Annotated in this window: 14 protein-coding genes; 5 read left to right on the top strand and 9 right to left on the bottom strand. The window is 65.1% G+C overall.

Annotation, left to right across the window (positions count from 1 at the left end):
* Nucleotides 1-12 precede the first annotated feature (12 nt).
* The 5 genes from rfaD to ACT6QG_RS09665 form a co-directional block, all read right to left on the bottom strand.
* On the bottom strand, nucleotides 13-999 hold the full coding sequence (rfaD, locus tag ACT6QG_RS09685; protein ID WP_444977444.1) for an ADP-glyceromanno-heptose 6-epimerase: 987 nt from the start codon (nucleotides 997-999) through the stop codon (nucleotides 13-15).
* A 113-nt stretch (nucleotides 1,000-1,112) separates the two neighbouring features.
* Nucleotides 1,113-2,138, bottom strand: coding sequence for a lipopolysaccharide heptosyltransferase I (gene waaC / locus ACT6QG_RS09680; protein WP_444977338.1), 1,026 nt, complete (start codon nucleotides 2,136-2,138; stop codon nucleotides 1,113-1,115).
* Complete coding sequence (gene waaF / locus ACT6QG_RS09675) at nucleotides 2,135-3,190, bottom strand: lipopolysaccharide heptosyltransferase II (RefSeq protein WP_444977337.1); 1,056 nt, start codon at nucleotides 3,188-3,190, stop codon at nucleotides 2,135-2,137. Before waaF ends, waaC begins: the two co-directional genes overlap by 4 nt.
* Nucleotides 3,191-3,352: 162 nt before the next feature.
* Nucleotides 3,353-3,826 (bottom strand): phasin family protein, encoded by a 474-nt coding sequence (locus ACT6QG_RS09670; RefSeq protein WP_444977336.1) that lies wholly within the window; start codon nucleotides 3,824-3,826, stop codon nucleotides 3,353-3,355.
* 248 nt (nucleotides 3,827-4,074) lie between these two features.
* On the bottom strand, nucleotides 4,075-4,626 hold the full coding sequence (locus tag ACT6QG_RS09665; protein WP_444977335.1) for a phasin family protein: 552 nt from the start codon (nucleotides 4,624-4,626) through the stop codon (nucleotides 4,075-4,077).
* A 208-nt stretch (nucleotides 4,627-4,834) separates the two neighbouring features.
* Here ACT6QG_RS09665 and ACT6QG_RS09660 point away from each other — a divergent pair, with 208 nt between their 5' ends.
* The 4 genes from ACT6QG_RS09660 (at nucleotide 4,835) to ACT6QG_RS09645 (ending at nucleotide 10,590) form a co-directional block, all read left to right on the top strand.
* Complete coding sequence (locus tag ACT6QG_RS09660; protein WP_444977334.1) at nucleotides 4,835-7,357, top strand: PAS domain-containing protein; 2,523 nt, start codon at nucleotides 4,835-4,837, stop codon at nucleotides 7,355-7,357.
* A gap of 157 nt (nucleotides 7,358-7,514) precedes the next feature.
* A complete protein-coding gene (locus ACT6QG_RS09655) occupies nucleotides 7,515-7,754 on the top strand; it encodes a (2Fe-2S)-binding protein (protein WP_444977333.1) in 240 nt (79 codons plus the stop codon).
* A 156-nt stretch (nucleotides 7,755-7,910) separates the two neighbouring features.
* On the top strand, nucleotides 7,911-8,393 hold the full coding sequence (gene bfr / locus ACT6QG_RS09650) for a bacterioferritin (protein ID WP_444977332.1): 483 nt from the start codon (nucleotides 7,911-7,913) through the stop codon (nucleotides 8,391-8,393).
* A 265-nt stretch (nucleotides 8,394-8,658) separates the two neighbouring features.
* On the top strand, nucleotides 8,659-10,590 hold the full coding sequence (locus tag ACT6QG_RS09645; RefSeq protein ID WP_444977331.1) for an AsmA family protein: 1,932 nt from the start codon (nucleotides 8,659-8,661) through the stop codon (nucleotides 10,588-10,590).
* 66 nt (nucleotides 10,591-10,656) lie between these two features.
* Here the strand turns inward: ACT6QG_RS09645 and ACT6QG_RS09640 are convergent, their stop codons facing one another.
* The 4 genes from ACT6QG_RS09640 to ACT6QG_RS09625 all read right to left on the bottom strand — a co-directional run bounded on the left by ACT6QG_RS09640 (nucleotide 10,657) and on the right by ACT6QG_RS09625 (nucleotide 14,855).
* Complete coding sequence (locus ACT6QG_RS09640; RefSeq protein ID WP_444977330.1) at nucleotides 10,657-11,274, bottom strand: GNAT family N-acetyltransferase; 618 nt, start codon at nucleotides 11,272-11,274, stop codon at nucleotides 10,657-10,659.
* An 18-nt stretch (nucleotides 11,275-11,292) separates the two neighbouring features.
* Nucleotides 11,293-12,558 (bottom strand): M16 family metallopeptidase, encoded by a 1,266-nt coding sequence (locus tag ACT6QG_RS09635; RefSeq protein WP_444977329.1) that lies wholly within the window; start codon nucleotides 12,556-12,558, stop codon nucleotides 11,293-11,295.
* A gap of 13 nt (nucleotides 12,559-12,571) precedes the next feature.
* Complete coding sequence (gene thrC, locus ACT6QG_RS09630) at nucleotides 12,572-13,984, bottom strand: threonine synthase (protein ID WP_444977328.1); 1,413 nt, start codon at nucleotides 13,982-13,984, stop codon at nucleotides 12,572-12,574.
* Between the two features lie 139 nt (nucleotides 13,985-14,123).
* Nucleotides 14,124-14,855: a cytochrome c biogenesis CcdA family protein gene (locus ACT6QG_RS09625; protein ID WP_444977327.1), complete on the bottom strand. Its 732-nt coding sequence runs from the start codon at nucleotides 14,853-14,855 to the stop codon at nucleotides 14,124-14,126.
* A gap of 246 nt (nucleotides 14,856-15,101) precedes the next feature.
* Here ACT6QG_RS09625 and ACT6QG_RS09620 point away from each other — a divergent pair, with 246 nt between their 5' ends.
* Complete coding sequence (locus ACT6QG_RS09620; protein ID WP_444977326.1) at nucleotides 15,102-16,115, top strand: P1 family peptidase; 1,014 nt, start codon at nucleotides 15,102-15,104, stop codon at nucleotides 16,113-16,115.
* Nucleotides 16,116-16,243: the final 128 nt, after the last annotated feature.

Here is a 16,243-nt window from a genome sequence, read left to right as displayed (position 1 = left end):
TCGTCCTCACGCTCAGAAGGTTGAGCCGCCCGTGGCCTTGAGATGTTCGCTCACATAAGCGGCCACCCCCTCCTCCAGAGACATGAAGGGGCGCTTGTAGCCGGCGGCGCGCAGCTTGGTCACGTCCGCCTCGGTGAAATACTGATAGGCCTTCTGGAGATGCTCGGGCATGTCCACATAGCTGATGAGCGGCTCCTGCCCCAGCGCGGCAAACACCGCTCCGGCCAGATCCGCAAAGGAACGCGCCTTGCCGGTGCCGACATTGAAGATGCCGGAAACATTGCGGTTTTCCAGCAGCCAGCGCACCACTTCCACGCAATCCGACACATGGATGAAATCGCGCAGCTGGCCGCCGTCGCCATAATCGGGGTGGTGGGACTTGAAGAGCGTCACCTTCTCGCCGGCGGCGGCGGCGGGATAGATCTTGTGCACCACGGAGCGCATGTCGCCCTTGTGGTCCTCCCCCGGCCCATACACATTGAAGAAGCGCAGGCCCGCAAACTGCGGCGGACGCGGTGCACCGCCCTCGACATCGGCCATGATGCGCCGGTCCACGAACAGCTTGCTCCAGCCATAAGGATTCAGCGGAGCCAGAAGCCCCAGCCCCGGCAGGGACTCGTCATCCGTGAACCCCTCGCTGCCATCGCCATAGGTGGCGGCGGATGAGGCATAGATGAAGGGCAGGCTCTTGTGCGTCGCCAGCTCCCACAAATCCAGCGTCGCGCGGATATTGCGGGTGACGATCTTGTCGCCGTCACGTTCGGTGGTGGCGGAGATGGCACCCATATGCACGATGCCGGCAAGCCGCCCGCCCTCACGCACCACGAAACGGTTGGTTTCCTCGGGGCGGATCACGTCATGCAGGGGAATATCGGCGAGGTTGCGCCATTTGGGGCCGTCTTCCAGCCAGTCTGCCACCACCACGCGGTAGCCATCCTCGGTGGCGGCGCGGGCGATGTTGGAACCGATGAAACCGGCGCCGCCGGTGACGAGAAGGATATCACGACCCAATGCAGCGCGTGTCATCTGCCTGCCTTTTCGCTGACCTGTTGCCCCGATGTGCCACGCCTTGCGCCTCTTTGTCCATGGACACGGAGAATTGTGGAGCAGTTTCAGCCCTTTTGCGCGCCCAGGGCCTGAAGCGCGGCCCATACGCCGCGCGCATCATGGTCCGCCATGCAGGGCGGGCCTTCCTTCATGTGCGGGGCAATGCGGCAGGCGGATTTCTGGCAGGGCGCACATTCGCGCCCGGTGGCCGCCAGCTCCCGCACACGCGGGCCGAACATGCCGGTGAGTTGCGGGTCCGTGGGTCCATAAAGGCCAAGGGTCGGCACACCATAGGCCGCCGCCAGATGGCCAAGGCCGGTATCCACGCTCACCACACCAGCAGCCGCCCCCAGAACCGGGGCGAGCCTGTCCAGGGATTGCGGCGGCAGAAGCTGAACCGCCGCGCAGCTTTCCGCCACCTTGCGGGCGCGCGCCTCTTCCACCGCGCCATGGGCGAACATCTTCACCTGCCAGCCTGCCGCCTCCGCCAGCCGGGCCAGGGATTGCCAGCCCTCCAGGCTCCACGTTTTGGTGGGCCATGTGGTGCCATGCAGATAGACCAGATAGGGCGCTGCCCCCTCTTCCGGCGGCAGCGGACGCAGCCCGCAATCTTCCGGCAATCCCTCAAGACTGTAGCCCAGCGCGAGAGCGAACAGCTTGCGGATGCGGGTGGCCATATGCTCCACCTCGGGCACATGGTGGCGGGCGCGATAGAAATGGCTCGCCAGCCCTTCCCGCGCACTGGTTCTGTCAAACCCATGGCGGGGGCCATGGGCAAGCGCCGCCACGAGCGCGCTTTTCACCAGCCCCTGCGCATCAATGACAATATCATAATGCTCACGCGCCAAAGCGCGGCGCACGGCACCGGCCTCACCACTGCGCCATGCGCGCAGGGGGGTCTTGCGCAGGCGGCGCATGGGGACGCTGATGGTGTGGCGCACCGCCGGATGCAGTGCGGCGATGGGGGCGAAAGCCTCCTCCACCGCCCAGTCCACCACCAGATCCGGAAACATGGTCTTGGCATCTGTCAGCGCCGGGAAGCTGTGCACCACATCTCCCAGCGAGGACAGCTTGACCAGAAGCAGCTTCATCGCCCGCTCTGCTCGGCCACCTCGAACACCTCTTCGGCGGAGATGCTCTCAAGGCAGGCCAGTGTGCCCAGCGGGCAGACGCGCTTGTGGCAGGGGCGACACGGCAGCTCGCGCGAGACGATGCGCGCCCGCGGCGAGGCCGGTGGGGTCATCAGCTCGGATGAGGCACCATAGAGCACCACCAGCCGCCGGTCGAACGCACCGGCAATATGCATGAGGCCGGAATCATTGGAGATGACCACATCCGCGATGGAAAGCAGCGCGGCGGCATCGATCAGGCTGGTGCGCCCGACAAGATTATCAACCGGCACCCCGCTCTGCTCGGCAATGATGCGCGCGGAGTCGGCATCCTTGGGTGAGCCGAAGATGCGGACATGATAGCCATTCTTCACCGCAATGGCCGCGAGCTGGGCGAACTTCTCGGCCGGCCAGCGCTTGGCCGGGCCATATTCCGCCCCCGGGCACAGGGCCATGACAGGGCCGGCGCTGGGCAGGGGAAACTTGTCGAGCGCCTGATCGAGCGCACCATCGGGAATGATGAGGCGCGGGCGCGGGGAAACCGTTGTCGCCCCCACCGGCAGGGCCAGCGCCACGAAGCGCTCTATGGTGCGGGCGGTCTTGCGGTTCTTGTCCGGGCGCGCATCGGTCAGCAGCGGGGTGCGCATCTCGCCCTTGTAGCCCACCCGTTCCGGTATGCCGGCGGCAAGCGGGGGAATGGCGGCCTTGAAGGCGCGCGGCAGAATGATGGCCTTGCCATAGCCTTCCGCACGCAGGGCACGGCCGGTGCGCCAGCGGGCCATGAGGCCCAGCTCGCCATGGGCAAAGCCGAGGGGAATGGTGCGCCGCACGCCGGGGATCATCCGCGCAACAGGCAGGGCGGCGGGCGGGGCCAGCACATCTATGGGACGGCCCGGCTCGCGCATGCGCAGGACTTCTATCAGGCTTGCCGTCATGACCATATCGCCCACCCACGAAGGGCCGACAACCAGCAGGGGCGAAGCAGAACCGAGGGGGCGCATGCGATACTCGATGACAGAAGGTGAGCGTGTCATGACAAGGCGGGCCTGACACGTCAAGACAGGAGAACACCGCGCCGCGGGTGCAGGCAAGCGCGATGGGCATAATAAACGGCGTGAAAGCAGCCTTAAAATGGCAGAAGGCGCTTCATGGCGAAGCGCCTTCCCCTCAATTTCCGGGCATGGGCCTGAAACGGCTCACTCGCCGGAGCGTACGGTCTTCTCGACGGTTGCCTTCAGGGAGTCCGCGCTTTCGGAAGCCACCTTCTGGGCCAGGGCGGACAGGTCCTTGACCTGGCTGCTCACCGTCTCGAACTGCTGGCGCGCATGGCCGGTGGACAGCTCGACCACTTCCGCCATGGTCTTGGCATTGATGAGCGAGTTGTAGAAATCGAAGGTGGACTTGATGTTGGACTGAAGGGCTTCCAGCACCCGGGCATTATATTCGGAAACGCCCTTGCCGGCGTTTTCGTAAGTGCTTTCGAGAGCGGAATTGAGCTGCGACGTGGAGGCCTTCAGCTTCTCGTAATTCTCCCGATAGGCCGCGAGATTCTTCTCGGCCATCTCGCGCACGGAAGCCGGCACCTCGACAGGGGCCACGCCACTGCTTGCAAGAGCCTTCTTCGCCGCCTCGATCTGGTCCTGATACGCCTTGATGAAGGTGTCGCTCATGTGATCCTCGATAAACGGAAAAACAGTTGTGGCAGAACGCAACTGGACACGCGACCACGAGCACTCCCGACCGGACGGCCCCCATGCCCCCCTGCGACGCGCGCGCCACCCGAACACAGAACCGCACCATGCAAAGGGTTTGCACGCATGCCCTGACCCTTCGAGCTATAGCGGAACACAACGTACAGCGCAAAATATTCCGCGCCACACAACCCTGCCTTTCAGCAGGCAGGTGCTGTGCAGCCGGCTCACTTCTTCAGGTTTTCCTGAAAGCTCGTGGTGGCATTCTCCACATTGGCTTTCGCCGCATTCACCATGCTTTCGCCAACATTCCTGAGGTCCTCGGCGGCATTCTGGGCATTCTGCGCGGCGGCGGCGCTCAGGGTCTTCACCCGTTCTGTCAGGATGCGGGTGTTTTCGTCGAGCGAGCGCATGGACGCCTCGCCCAGCCCCTTGGCATCCTGCCCCAGTGAGCGGGCCTGCTCGGCCGCCACCTTCATCTGCTGGGAGAGGAAGGCAGCCTGAAGGCTCAGTACATCCTGCGGGCTGCGGGCGGAAACCATCTTCTGAAGGAAATCGAAGCTGGCTTCCATATTGTTCTGCATCAGGTCCAGCGCCTTGGTGCGCAGCCCCTGCACGCTGGCGAGCACCTCATCGAGATGGCTCTCGCCCTCGCCAACGGTTGCGCGCGCGTTCTGGAACAAGGCTTCAAAAGCCTGTCGGGCCTGGGCCACATTCTTTTCCGCAATGGCGCGCACTTCGGCGGGCAGCTCCAGATTGGGAACGAAAGAATTCGGCATGTCCTGCACTCCTTGAGCCGGTGACACCCCTCCAAGGTTATCACCATGGGGGGAAGTGTAGTATGGAAAACGCCACGCCCGGCAATATCAAAAGAAAGAAAACGCGGCCGGTTGCGGGGTGTTAACCAATTTCCTCCATTTTCTCAGTCAGATCGAATCCACACAGCCCACCCCGGCTGCGCGTGTGTATGGGATGGGACAGGAGAAGATGACGGAGACGACAGGCCCCTCGCCCCGCTGGTCAGACCCACGCCTTGCTCCATTCCAGCGGGCGGACCTGCCTTCATTCCTGATCCGCTGGTCTTCCGAACAGGCCATGGTGGAGATGGCGACACAGGCCAGCGCGCGACTCGGCCTTCCGGCCGGCACGCCCGCCCCCCGGCAGGCGGCGGATATTGCGCGCGGGCTCGTCTCCAATCGCGCCCGCCCCTTTGCGCTGGCCCGCCTGCGCCTGCCCATGGCCCTTGCGCCACACATGTTCTATTGCAGCGTGCTGGATCTGGATGAGGGGCCTGCGGTCCTGTTTGCCGATCCCGCCACCTATGTGCAGCCCGCCCGCGAAACCGCTGCCGAACCAGCTGTCGAACCGGCTGCCGAGCCGCCCGCCCCGCAGGACCGGGATGCCCCGCGCGCGGACACGGAAATCACCGCGGAAGAGCCTCTCCCGCCCGCCGATACCCCGCCCCTGCGCTTCACCTACGAGACAGATGCGGCCCATCGCCTGCGCGGGCTTTCCGCCACGCTGCTGCGCGCGCTGGGCGATGGCGCGGCCCACTGGCACGGCGCCACATTCCAGGAGCTGGAGGATGGCGGCTGGATCATTTCGGCCGCCGATATTTCCGATGCGCTGAATCAGGGCGCCAGCTTTGCCGGGGTGCGCGTCACCACGCCCGGCCCCATCGTGCTGGATCTGGAACTGGGCGGCATTCCCCTTTTCGATGGCACACGCCGGCGGATCGCCACGCGCGGATTCGGCGTCCTGCGCACATGGCCAAATACCCGCACCAGCAGCTGGATCAGCAGTCTGGAGCCGGATGATGAGGGGCATGCCCCCCACGAAAGCCCTTCCCTCGTGCCGCTTTCCGGCTCGCTCTCCCCCCGTGACAGCGAGACCTTCCGCGATATCGGCCGCACGCTCCATGCCGTCATGTCACAGGACAGCGAGACGGAAGACGCGCTGCCCGCCGGGATGGCGGACGAGAGCCCGGCCCTGCCGGCGCCCGATGCCGGGCATGGCACGCCGGTTGAGACCGCGCCGCAGGAGCCCGCATTCCCCGGCCCGCGCACCACCCAGCTGCTGGATGCCCTGCCCTTCGCCACCCTGCTGGAGCAGGATGGGCAAGCCCTGCATCTCAACACCACATTTCTGGAATGGACCGGCTGGCCGGACCTTGCCGCATTCCACGCCGCCGGAGACATCGAACAGCTCGTCTCGGTGGGCGAGGATGATCTGGCGCAGGTGAAGACCGCGCAGGGCGAGGCACTGGAGCTGAGCCTGCGGCCGGTTGAGCCCCCCTTCCTTGCCCCATATGCCCGCCTTCTGCTGTTGCGGCAGGTGGAGCGGCAGGCGGAAAAGGCGGCCGAGGCCGAGCCGGCAGACGCGCGTGCAGACACCACCCGGGAACAGGCTCTGGACCTTGTGCCATGGCCGGTCCTGCTGCTGGATCGCGGCTGCGAGATCCGCTTTGCCAACACCGCGACAGAGACCCTGCTGGGCTTCACCATTGCCGAACTCATCGGCCAGCCCCTGACGATTGGCCTGCCGCCCGAGGCGCGCGGGGCAGCCATTGGCTGGTTCGATCAGGTGGCCGGCAGTGCCGAGCCGGGCCGCGTCCACACATCCCCCCTCACCCTGCGCACCCGGACGGACGAGCGGATTTCCATGCTGGCGGGCCTCGCCCGCATGGATGGTGTCTCGAACCAGCTCTGCCTCGTGCTCGGCCCGCAGGGCAGCGCTACGGCTCAAGAGCAGGCGGTGGCGGACATGTTGCCGCAGGCTCCCCAGCCTGCCCCGGAGCCGCTCGCACCCGGGAATGATGCGGAAACGGCCGAAACGCGCGCATCCACCGCACTGCATGTCGCCGCCCGTCGCCTCACGAACAGCCTGTCACCAGCCCTGACCACATTGCTGGATGACACCGCGGATGATGCGCAGGGCGCATCCCTGCCCCAGCCGGTGGCAGATGCCCTGCGCGCCGTGCGGCAATGCCTCTCGGACCTTGCCGCCCTTGCCCAAACCGGGGCAGACATCCCTGCGGAAAGTGCCGGCACGACCTGCGCGCCCGCGCCCATCGTGCAGGAGGCGCTGGCGCATGTCGGCCCCTCGGCCCGCCGCCGTCGAATCACCATTCGCACGGATATTGCCGAGGTGCCCCCGGTCACCACCCAGCCCCCGCGGCTGGCGCGGCTGGTGCGCCTCATGCTGGAAGAGGCGCTGGATGCCACGCCGGCCCAGGAGGCGGTGATTGTCTCCCTCACCTGCGATGAGGAATCGGAAAGCGCGCCCGTCCTTCTGGAAATTGCCGATGGTGGAGCGGCCATTGATGAGGTGGCGCTGGCTGCGGCGCGAGCGCCCCTGCAGACCAATGATGAATCAGACCGTTTCTCGCAGGCCGGCCGGCCCCTGCGCTATGTGCGCCTGAACGCGGAGGCGGAGGCCATCGGTGCCCGCTTCAGCATTCGCCGTGGGCAGGCCCATGGCATGCACGCCCTTCTCGAACTGCCCCGCTGACCCCCAAGGATGCCCATCCGGGAAGGGCTCTCCAGTTTAGAGTCTTTCCTATTTATGCGATTCATTCGCAAGTCGAGTTGACGCGGGTCACCCATATCGGCCTAAATCAATTCCACAAGAAACCTTTGGGTCATCTTACAGGTGGGTCGGAAGCGCGATGATCGTGTGTTCGTGTAATGTCTTCTCAGACCATCAGGTTCGGGATGTGGTTTCCGGCGCCGGCAATGCCTGCTCCACCAGCGATGTCTATCGCGGCCTTGGCTGCGCCCCCCAGTGCGGCCGCTGCGCCCGCACCATCCGCAATATCATGGAAGAAGTGCGCGCCCATGAGGGTTGCCGCACCTGCACCGAGAACTGCGTGGCTGCCGGCATGGTCCACATGCTCGCCGCCGAATAGTTCCCTCCCGCCTCTTCAGCCTTTCATCCTCTGAACCGATAACCATTCGCATCAGGGATTGCGAATGGTTATCGCGTTGCGCAAAGGTTGGAATTGGTCTAAGCCTGATTCAAAATCCAAACACCATATGCCCGCTGGGGCAATGAGGAGCAGGCCATGAAGGGCGATCCGAAGGTTATCGAATATCTCAACCGGGGCCTTCGTTCGGAACTCACCGCCATCAACCAGTACTGGCTGCACTACCGCATGCTGGACAACTGGGGCTACAAGGCGCTGGCGAAGAAGTGGCGCGCCGAATCCATCGAGGAGATGGTGCACGCCGACAAGTTCACCGATCGCATCCTGTTTCTGGACGGCTTCCCGAACATGCAGGTTCTGGACCCGCTGCGCATCGGCCAGGATGTGAAGGAAATCCTTGAGGCGGACCTTGCCGCCGAGCTGGATGCCCGCGCGCTCTACCAGGAAGCCGCTGCCTATTGCCAGACGGTGAAGGACTATCCCAGCCGTGACCTCTTCGAGGAGCTGATGGCGGACGAGGAAAGCCATATCGACTTCCTTGAGACCCAGCTCGGTCTCATCTCCCAGATCGGTCTGCCGCTCTATGCGCAGCACCATATCGGTGAGCTTGAGGAAGACTGATAGCGGCATCCGCCCCATGCAGACAGGACAAGGCCCGGCACAATGCCGGGCTTTTTGTTTGCGCGCTTGTGTTCTAAAGACATCACCAGCCTTGAAAGAGACACAGAGACAAGGGAATGTACCGCCATTCTGAGCCAGTCTGCCCGGAGAATGCGGGATTCGGCCTTGTCGCCGGGCCTGTTCCGGGCGACCAGCCACAGGGCAAGGCGGCATCTTCGCCGCATAAGCCAGCGGACCTCCACATGATCCCACAGTTCGAGAGCTGATGCGAAGACTTGGCCATATATCGCGCCGGATTCTATGGACAGGGGGGCTGCTCTGTGGTTTCGCGGCGCTCTTCTGGCTGGCGGTCATTGCTGTCCTGCCATGGGTCATTTCCGCCGCGGATATGCGTCTTGCCGTTGAAAAGGCCCTCTCCGACGATGGCCGGCTGACCGTATCACTGAAGGGCGAGCCGGAACTGCGCATGCTGCCCATGCCGCGCCTGCTGTTGCCGGATGTGCGGCTGCCGATGAACGAGGCCCAGTCCATCCATGTCGGCACGGTGGTGAGCCGGCTGGATCTGTGGAGCCTGCTGTTCGGCCGGTTTGAAGTGGCGGAAGTGATTCTCGAACGTCCGGTTCTGGTCCTCACTGGCCCTGTCCACTGGGAGGATCTGCTTGCCCCCGTTCTGGCCCATCCCCCCACCGCGCCGGCACTCAGGATTGTTGACGGCACCATCGCATGGCGTGCGCCCAACGGTTACACCCGCACCCTGATGAGCCAGCTCACCGGACGTATCGACCGCACGCTCAACGGCAAGGGCATTTTTGCTCTCTCACAGTTCAAATGGCGCGATGCGCCGGTTGAGGTTTCCCTTTCGATTGATGATGTGCCCGCATATCTGAAGGGCACATCCAGCGCGGTGCGCGTGCGCCTTGCCGGCGAGGGGGCCATTGTCCGTTTTCGGGGACAGGCCGGCCAGGATGAAACCCTTTCCGCCCGCGGCGAGCTTTCCGCCGATGCCGATTCCCTGCGCAAGGTCATGGAGTGGCTGCATCTGACGGTGCCGTCCCAGACCGGGTTCGGCTCCCTCAGCTTCACCTCCCAGCTGGTGCTGGAAAAGGGAGACTTCTCCCTCACCGGCACCCGCATGAGCCTTGATGGCAACAAGATCGATGGCGGATTCCTGGTCAACATGGCCGGTGCGAAGCCGAAGATTCAGGGCACGGTGGCGGCGGATGAGCTCAATCTGCGCCCTTATGAGCGCATCCAGCTCACGGTGAACAACGGGCAGGAATGGAACCCGGCTCCACTGAATCTGGACCTGCTGAACAGCTTTGATCTCGATCTGCGCTTCTCCGCCGGACAGGTCAACACAGGCTCCACCACCTTCACCACGGTTGCAGGCAGCGCTGTGCTGAACGAGGGCAAGCTCGTGCTGGCCATTGGGCAGACCAGCGGCTGGGGCGGCATGCTGCGCGGCACTGCCACGCTTTCCCCGCGCTGGAGCGGGGCCAGCCTCAACCAGCGCGGCCTGAGCGTGCAGGTGGAGGCCGAGTGCACCAATATCGCGCTGGAACAGGCGCTGGGTGATCTGGTGGACCTGACACGGTTTGAAGGCACCGGCTCGCTCACCTTCCGCCTTCATGGGGAGGGGCGCTCCATTGCCAGCATCGCCCAGGACCTGTCCGGCTCCCTGGACCTTTCCGGCACGGGTGGCTATCTGCGCGGCTTTGATGTGGCGCGGGTTCTGCGCCGTATCGACCGTCGCCCCCTTTCCGGCAGCACGGACCCGTATGGCGGGCGCACCCCCTTCCAGAAGCTTCAGGCCAAGGCGGATATCCGCAACGGCGTGGCCGCCTTGCATGTGCTGGATCTGAGCGGGAACCAGGTCGAGCTTTCCATGGTGGGGCGCATCCTCATCAAGTCGCGCACGCTGGACCTGCACGGCCTTGCCTCCCTGCGCCCTTCCGCCGAGCAGCCCCCGGAAACACGCAGGAGCGATCTGCCCTTCATGATTCAGGGGCCGTGGAATGCCCCCCGCATCATGGCAGACCCGCTGAGCCTGATTGAGCGTTCCGGCGCGGCGCAACAATTGCTGGAAGCAGTGCGCCATCAGCGCGCGCCCGCCGAGGCGCGCCCTCTGGTCGAGCATCTGATCGGCCCACCGGCGGCCGCTCCCGAGGATGAGCAGCCGCAAGAGATGCTGCAATAACGGATGTTGCCGTAACGGATGTTGCAAGAGCAGATGGTGGAACCGCCGGCCGCTTTTGCCCCACCCTCAGCCGGATGAGCGGACCCGCAGCGTATTCGGGCCCAGGATGTCGCCCCTCAGCCGCGCAAACATCAGGTGGTCTTCCCAGATGCCATTGATGCACAGATATTTGCGCGCATAACCTTCCTGCACGAAGCCACAGGCGCGCAGCAGATGGATGGATGGCGTGTTGCGCGGAATGCACACAGCCTCCACCCGGTGCAGCCGCAACACATCATGCGCCACAGGCAGCACTGCGCGCACGGCGGCGGTCATGAACCCCTTGCCTGCATAGGGCTGCCCCATCCAGTAGCCCAGCACCGCCGCCTGACAGGCCCCGCGTCGAACATTGGAAAGGGTGAGGCCACCCAGCAGCATATGGTCCTGCTTGCGGAAAAGAAGGAAGGGATAAGCCTCATCCGCCTCCATATCGCGCGCATAGCGCCGCATGCGGTGGCGAAAGGCCGATCGGGTCAGGTCATCCTTCGGCCACACCGGCTCCCATGGGGCAAGAAAGGCCCGGCTGCCGGCGCGCAGCGCGCTCCATTGCTGGAAATCCTTCATCTGCGGGGGGCGCAGATAAATGCCGTGCCCCTCAATGACGGGAACGGGGGGCGGCGCGAGAAGTGAACGCAAAAGCCACATGAACCGCGCGCCTGAACCTTATTTCGCCGCCAGACGTTCCACCGCGCGGGCGGCAGGATCAAGCCCTGCCTTCGGACCCAGCGCGGTCAGCGTCGGTTTGCCACGCCCCACCAGCGCGCGGGCCACACGCTGCACCGCGCCCACATCCACGGCATCCACCTTCGCGACGATTTCCTCAACCGGAATGACCCGGCCAAAGCCGAGAATCTGCCGGGCGAGCTGTTCTGCCCGCGCACCGGAACTTTCCAGTGCGGCCAGCAGGCCCACCTTCATCTGCGCCCGTGCACGCGCCACCTCGGTTTCGGTCACATCCTCGCCAACGCGCAGAAGCTGGTCCACCACCGCATCGGAAAGCTCGCCCACATCCCCCGTATCCGTTCCGGCATACACGCCGAACAGGCCGGTATCGGCAAAGCTCCAGTGGAAGGCATAGATGGAATAGCACAGGCCGCGCTCTTCACGCACATCCTGGAACAGGCGGGAGGACATGCCCCCGCCCAGAACGCCGGAGAGCACCTGAAGCGCATGCACATCATCATTGGTATAGGCGCAGCCCTCAAGGCCGATGAGCACATGCACCTGTTCCAGATCCCGCGCCTCAAGCCGCACCCCGCCCTCATAGCGGGCCTGCGGCAGCTTCGGCTTGGCTTCCGGCGAAATGGATTTCAGCCGGGCGGAGGCCTCTTCCAGAAAGCTGTCATGATCCACCGCCCCGGCAGCGGCGACCACCATATCCGGCCCGCGATAGGTGCGCGCCATATAGGCGGCCAGCGGATCACGTCCGAAACCACGCACCGTCTGCGGGGTGCCGAGAATGGAGCGGCCAATGGCCTGCCCCGCATAGGCCTGCTCCTGAAACAGATCGAACACCAGATCGTCCGGGGTATCCAGCACCGAGCCGATCTCCTGCACGATCACATTCTTCTCCCGCTCCAACTCCTCGGGGGCGAAGGCCGGTTCGGTGAGAATGTCGCTCAGAATGTCGAGGCCGAGCGTCACATCCTCGCCCAGCACCCGCACATTGTAGGAGGTCTGCTCCACCGAGGTGGCGGCATTGATGTCGCCCCCCACCTGCTCGATCTCCTCCGCGATGCGGCGGGCGGAACGCCGGCGGGTGCCCTTGAAGGCCATATGCTCCAGCAGATGAGAGATGCCGTGCTCATCCTCGCGCTCATCCCGCGCCCCCGCGCCGGACCAGATGCCCAGCGAGGCGGTGCCGAGATGCGGCATGGAATCAGTGACGACAGTGATGCCGTTGTCGAGGGTCGAGACCTTGACGCTCATGATATGTATCGCCTCAGGCCGCGCCACCCTTGCTGATGCGCGCACGCTCGCGGATGAAGCCCTGCACCGCCTCAAGACTGTTCGGCAGCACGCTCACGCGCTCATCGCGCTTGAGCAGGTCGGCCATATGGGGCGGCAGTGGCGGGCGAATGCCGGTGGCGGCCTCAACCGCATCGGGGAACTTGGCCGGGTGCGCGGTGGAGAGCACCACCTGCGGCACGGCAGCGGGATGTTCCACCTCATCGGCCACATCCAGGGCGACAGCGGTGTGCGGGTCCACCAGATAGCCGGCCTTCTTCCACATGCTGGCGATGGTGGCCTGGGTCTCCAGCTCATCGGCACGGCCGGCGGAGAATTCCGCCGCAATGGCGGCATGGGCCTCCTGCGGCAGGGTGAAGGTGCCGGACTGCGCCAGCGAGGCCATAAGATTGCGCACCGTGCAGGCATGCCGGTCCACCGCCTCGAACAGCAGGCGCTCGAAATTGGACGAGACCTGAATATCCATGGAGGGGGAGGAGGAAGGCAGCACGCCGCGCACCTCATAGTGCCCCGTTTCCAGCGTGCGGGCCAGAATGTCGTTCACATTGGTGGCAATGGTCAGGTCGTGCACCGGCAGGCCCATCTTCTTGGCCACCCAGCCGGCGAGAATGTCGCCGAAATTGCCCGTGGGCACGACGAAGGACACCTCGCGATGCGGCGCGCCAAGCGCCGTGGCCGCGTAGAAATAATAGACCACCTGCGCGACGATGCGCGCCCAGTTGATGGAATTCACGCCCGCCAGCGCCATCTCGTCACGGAAGGCATGGGCGTTGAACATGGCTTTCACCATGGCCTGGCAATCATCGAAGGTGCCTTCCACCGCAATGGCGTGGACATTGGGAGAGGCCACAGTGGTCATCTGCCGGCGCTGCACCTCGGAAACGCGGCCGTGCGGATAGAGAATGAACACATCCACCGCATCCGACCCCTTGAAGGCCTCGATGGCAGCGCTGCCGGTATCGCCCGATGTGGCGCCGACAATGGTGGCGCGGGCGTTCCGCTTGGCCAGTACATGATCCATCATGCGGGCCAGAAGCTGCATCGCCACATCCTTGAAGGCGAGCGTCGGGCCGTGGAACAGCTCCAGCACGAAGCGGTTCGGGGCCACCTGCACCATCGGCGCGGTCGCCGGATGGCGGAAGGTGGCGTAAGCGTCCGAGATCATCAGGTCCAGCGCCTCGGAATCGATCGCCCCGGCCACGAAGGGCGAGATGACCGCGCGGGCCACATCCGCATAGGGCTTGCCGGCAAGGGCCGCGATTTCGGCATGGGAGAAAGCCGGCCAGTTCTCTGGCACATAGAGACCGCCATCACGGGCAAGGCCCGCCAGCAGCGCATCAGAAAAGGACAGGATCGGAGCTTCACCGCGAGTAGAAACGTAACGCACTGGTCCTCACCCTTGAATTCTGTATGGCACAAATGAGCCGCCAACCTAACGACAAGCGGCCCGAGGCGAAAGCCATCTGTGTGGACGGGGCAAAAAAGCAGGGCCAATTGCCATGTCCCGCTCACCCGCCCCTATTCCGCTACCCTATGGTGGCGAAGAAGGGAAATGTCTCAAGCAGCCAGAAGGCGGCATTCGCGATCCAGCCGGACATGAAGGCGATGCCGGTGAGCACGAGAAGCCCCCCCATCACCTTTTCCACGACAGGCAGCGCCTTGCGCATGCGGGAAAGGCTGCCCAGAAACGGGCGTACGGCCACAGCGGCCAGAACGAAGGGCACCCCTAGGCCGGCCGAATAGACCGCCAGCAGAAGCGCGCCCTTGGAAACGGTCGCTTCCGAACCGGCCACCGCCAGAATCGCCCCCAGCACCGGCCCCAGACAGGGGGTCCAGCCAAAGGCGAAGGCCAGCCCCATCACGAAAGCGCCCCATGGGCCGGCGGGCTGGCGCACATCCGCCCGCGCCGTGCGATGCAGGAGCGGAATGCGGAAGACACCCAGAAAATTCAGCCCCATCACCATGATGGCAGCGCCGGCAATGATGGAGAGCAGGTCCATATGGGCGCGCAGCAGCCCCCCAATGGCCGATGCCCCTGCCCCCAGCAGCACGAAGACCACCGTGAAGCCGCACACGAACAGCAGCGCGCCGACAATTGCCCGCATGCCCACTTCCGGCACGGGCTCATCCCCCGCCAGATCATCCAGCGTGCTGCCCCCCAGATAGATGAGATAGGGCGGCACCAGCGGCAGAACGCAGGGGGAGATGAAACTCACAAGGCCGGCCAGAAAGGCGGCGGGTAATGTGACGTCAGCCATGAAAACCCTGAATGCAGACTGTGATCCCGGCCAGAGGCCGCGCGCGCCCGCACATCTGCCGGGCACACCTTGCGCCCTTCATGGGCCGGAGTATCGCGCAGGGCAAGCCGCACATCGCCGCGCCCGGCCATGACGGCCCCATCGGGCCGATTACCCATGGCCACATGCGCCCGTGCCCGGCACGGCATCACCGCTGGACGCGCCCGGCCCGCGCACCGTACAACAGGATGACCCGGAGGGGCTGACATGCGCAATCTCATTACTGATATTCCCGGCATTCGCGTGGGCAATGCAACAGATCTGGTCACCGGCACCGGCGTGACGGTGGTGCTGTGCGATGCCCCGACCATCGCCGCCGTGGATGTGCGCGGCGGCGGCCCGGGCACCCGCGAAACCGATGCGCTGGACCCGGCAGCGACCGTGGAAACAGTCGATGCCATCACCCTTTCCGGCGGCTCGGCCTTCGGGCTTGATGCGGCATCCGGGGTCATGGCGGCGCTGGCGCAGGCCGGGCGCGGCTTTGCGGTGGGTGATGCGCGCGTGCCCATCGTGCCCGGCGCGGTGCTTTTTGATCTGCTGAACGGCGGCAACAAGGCATGGGGCGCGGTGCCGCCCTATCGCCAGCTGGGCATCGAGGCGCTGGCGGCGGCGGATGTGGATTTTGCCCTCGGTTCGGTGGGAGCGGGCACAGGCGCCACCACCGCCACGGTGAAGGGCGGGCTGGGTTCAGCCTCCATCACCTTGCCCTCCGGCCATGTGGTGGGGGCGGTCGTGGCGGTGAATGCGGTGGGCAGCCCCCTGTTCGGCGCCGGCCCCCATCTGCGCGCCGCGCCCTATGAGCGGGACCGGGAGTTCGGCGGGCTGGGCCTGCCTCCATCCTTCCCCGATGAAGCCCTGCAACCGGACCTGAAGGGCGAGGTGACCCGCTTTGCCACCACCATCGCCGTTGTTGCCTGTGATGCGGTGCTGACCCCGGCGCAGACCCGCCGCCTCGCCATCATGGCACAGGACGGGCTGGCCCTTTCGCTCTTCCCCATTCACACGCCACTGGATGGCGACTGTGTCTTCGCCCTTGCGACGGGCCGCAAGCCGCTGGAACGCCCACTGCCGGATCTGGCCCGCATCGGCTCGGCGGCCTCCACCGTTCTTGCCCGCGCGGTGGCCCGCGGGGTATTTGCCGCAACGGCCCTGCCCTATGAGGGCGCCCAGCCGAGCTGGCATGACCGATTCGAGGATGCAGCGCCCATGCTGCACCCATGAGTTCTCCCGGTTATCTGAAGTCCCTCCCGGTTATCTCCCCGTGTTTCCATCCTCCGCCTGGATGGACCCATATGTTGAGTCATGGCATTTCCCCCATGCGGCCCCCTCCCGGCCGCGCCCGGAAATGC

This window comes from Haloleucobacter ellipsoideus (assembly GCF_052491725.1).
The sequence above is the reverse complement of the archived record's forward strand: the minus strand, read 5'-3'. Positions and strand labels throughout refer to the sequence as shown.

Coding starts and splice junctions, on each gene's coding strand:
- waaC (WP_444977338.1), bottom strand. CDS start 2,138: ATGAAGCTGCTTCTGGTCAAGCTGTCCTCGCTGGGAGATGTGGTGCAC.
- waaF (WP_444977337.1), bottom strand. CDS start 3,190: ATGACACGCTCACCTTCTGTCATCGAGTATCGCATGCGCCCCCTCGGT.
- ACT6QG_RS09670 (WP_444977336.1), bottom strand. CDS start 3,826: ATGAGCGACACCTTCATCAAGGCGTATCAGGACCAGATCGAGGCGGCG.
- ACT6QG_RS09665 (WP_444977335.1), bottom strand. CDS start 4,626: ATGCCGAATTCTTTCGTTCCCAATCTGGAGCTGCCCGCCGAAGTGCGC.
- ACT6QG_RS09660 (WP_444977334.1), top strand. CDS start 4,835: ATGACGGAGACGACAGGCCCCTCGCCCCGCTGGTCAGACCCACGCCTT.
- ACT6QG_RS09655 (WP_444977333.1), top strand. CDS start 7,515: ATGATCGTGTGTTCGTGTAATGTCTTCTCAGACCATCAGGTTCGGGAT.
- bfr (WP_444977332.1), top strand. CDS start 7,911: ATGAAGGGCGATCCGAAGGTTATCGAATATCTCAACCGGGGCCTTCGT.
- ACT6QG_RS09645 (WP_444977331.1), top strand. CDS start 8,659: ATGCGAAGACTTGGCCATATATCGCGCCGGATTCTATGGACAGGGGGG.
- ACT6QG_RS09640 (WP_444977330.1), bottom strand. CDS start 11,274: ATGTGGCTTTTGCGTTCACTTCTCGCGCCGCCCCCCGTTCCCGTCATT.
- ACT6QG_RS09635 (WP_444977329.1), bottom strand. CDS start 12,558: ATGAGCGTCAAGGTCTCGACCCTCGACAACGGCATCACTGTCGTCACT.
- ACT6QG_RS09625 (WP_444977327.1), bottom strand. CDS start 14,855: ATGGCTGACGTCACATTACCCGCCGCCTTTCTGGCCGGCCTTGTGAGT.
- ACT6QG_RS09620 (WP_444977326.1), top strand. CDS start 15,102: ATGCGCAATCTCATTACTGATATTCCCGGCATTCGCGTGGGCAATGCA.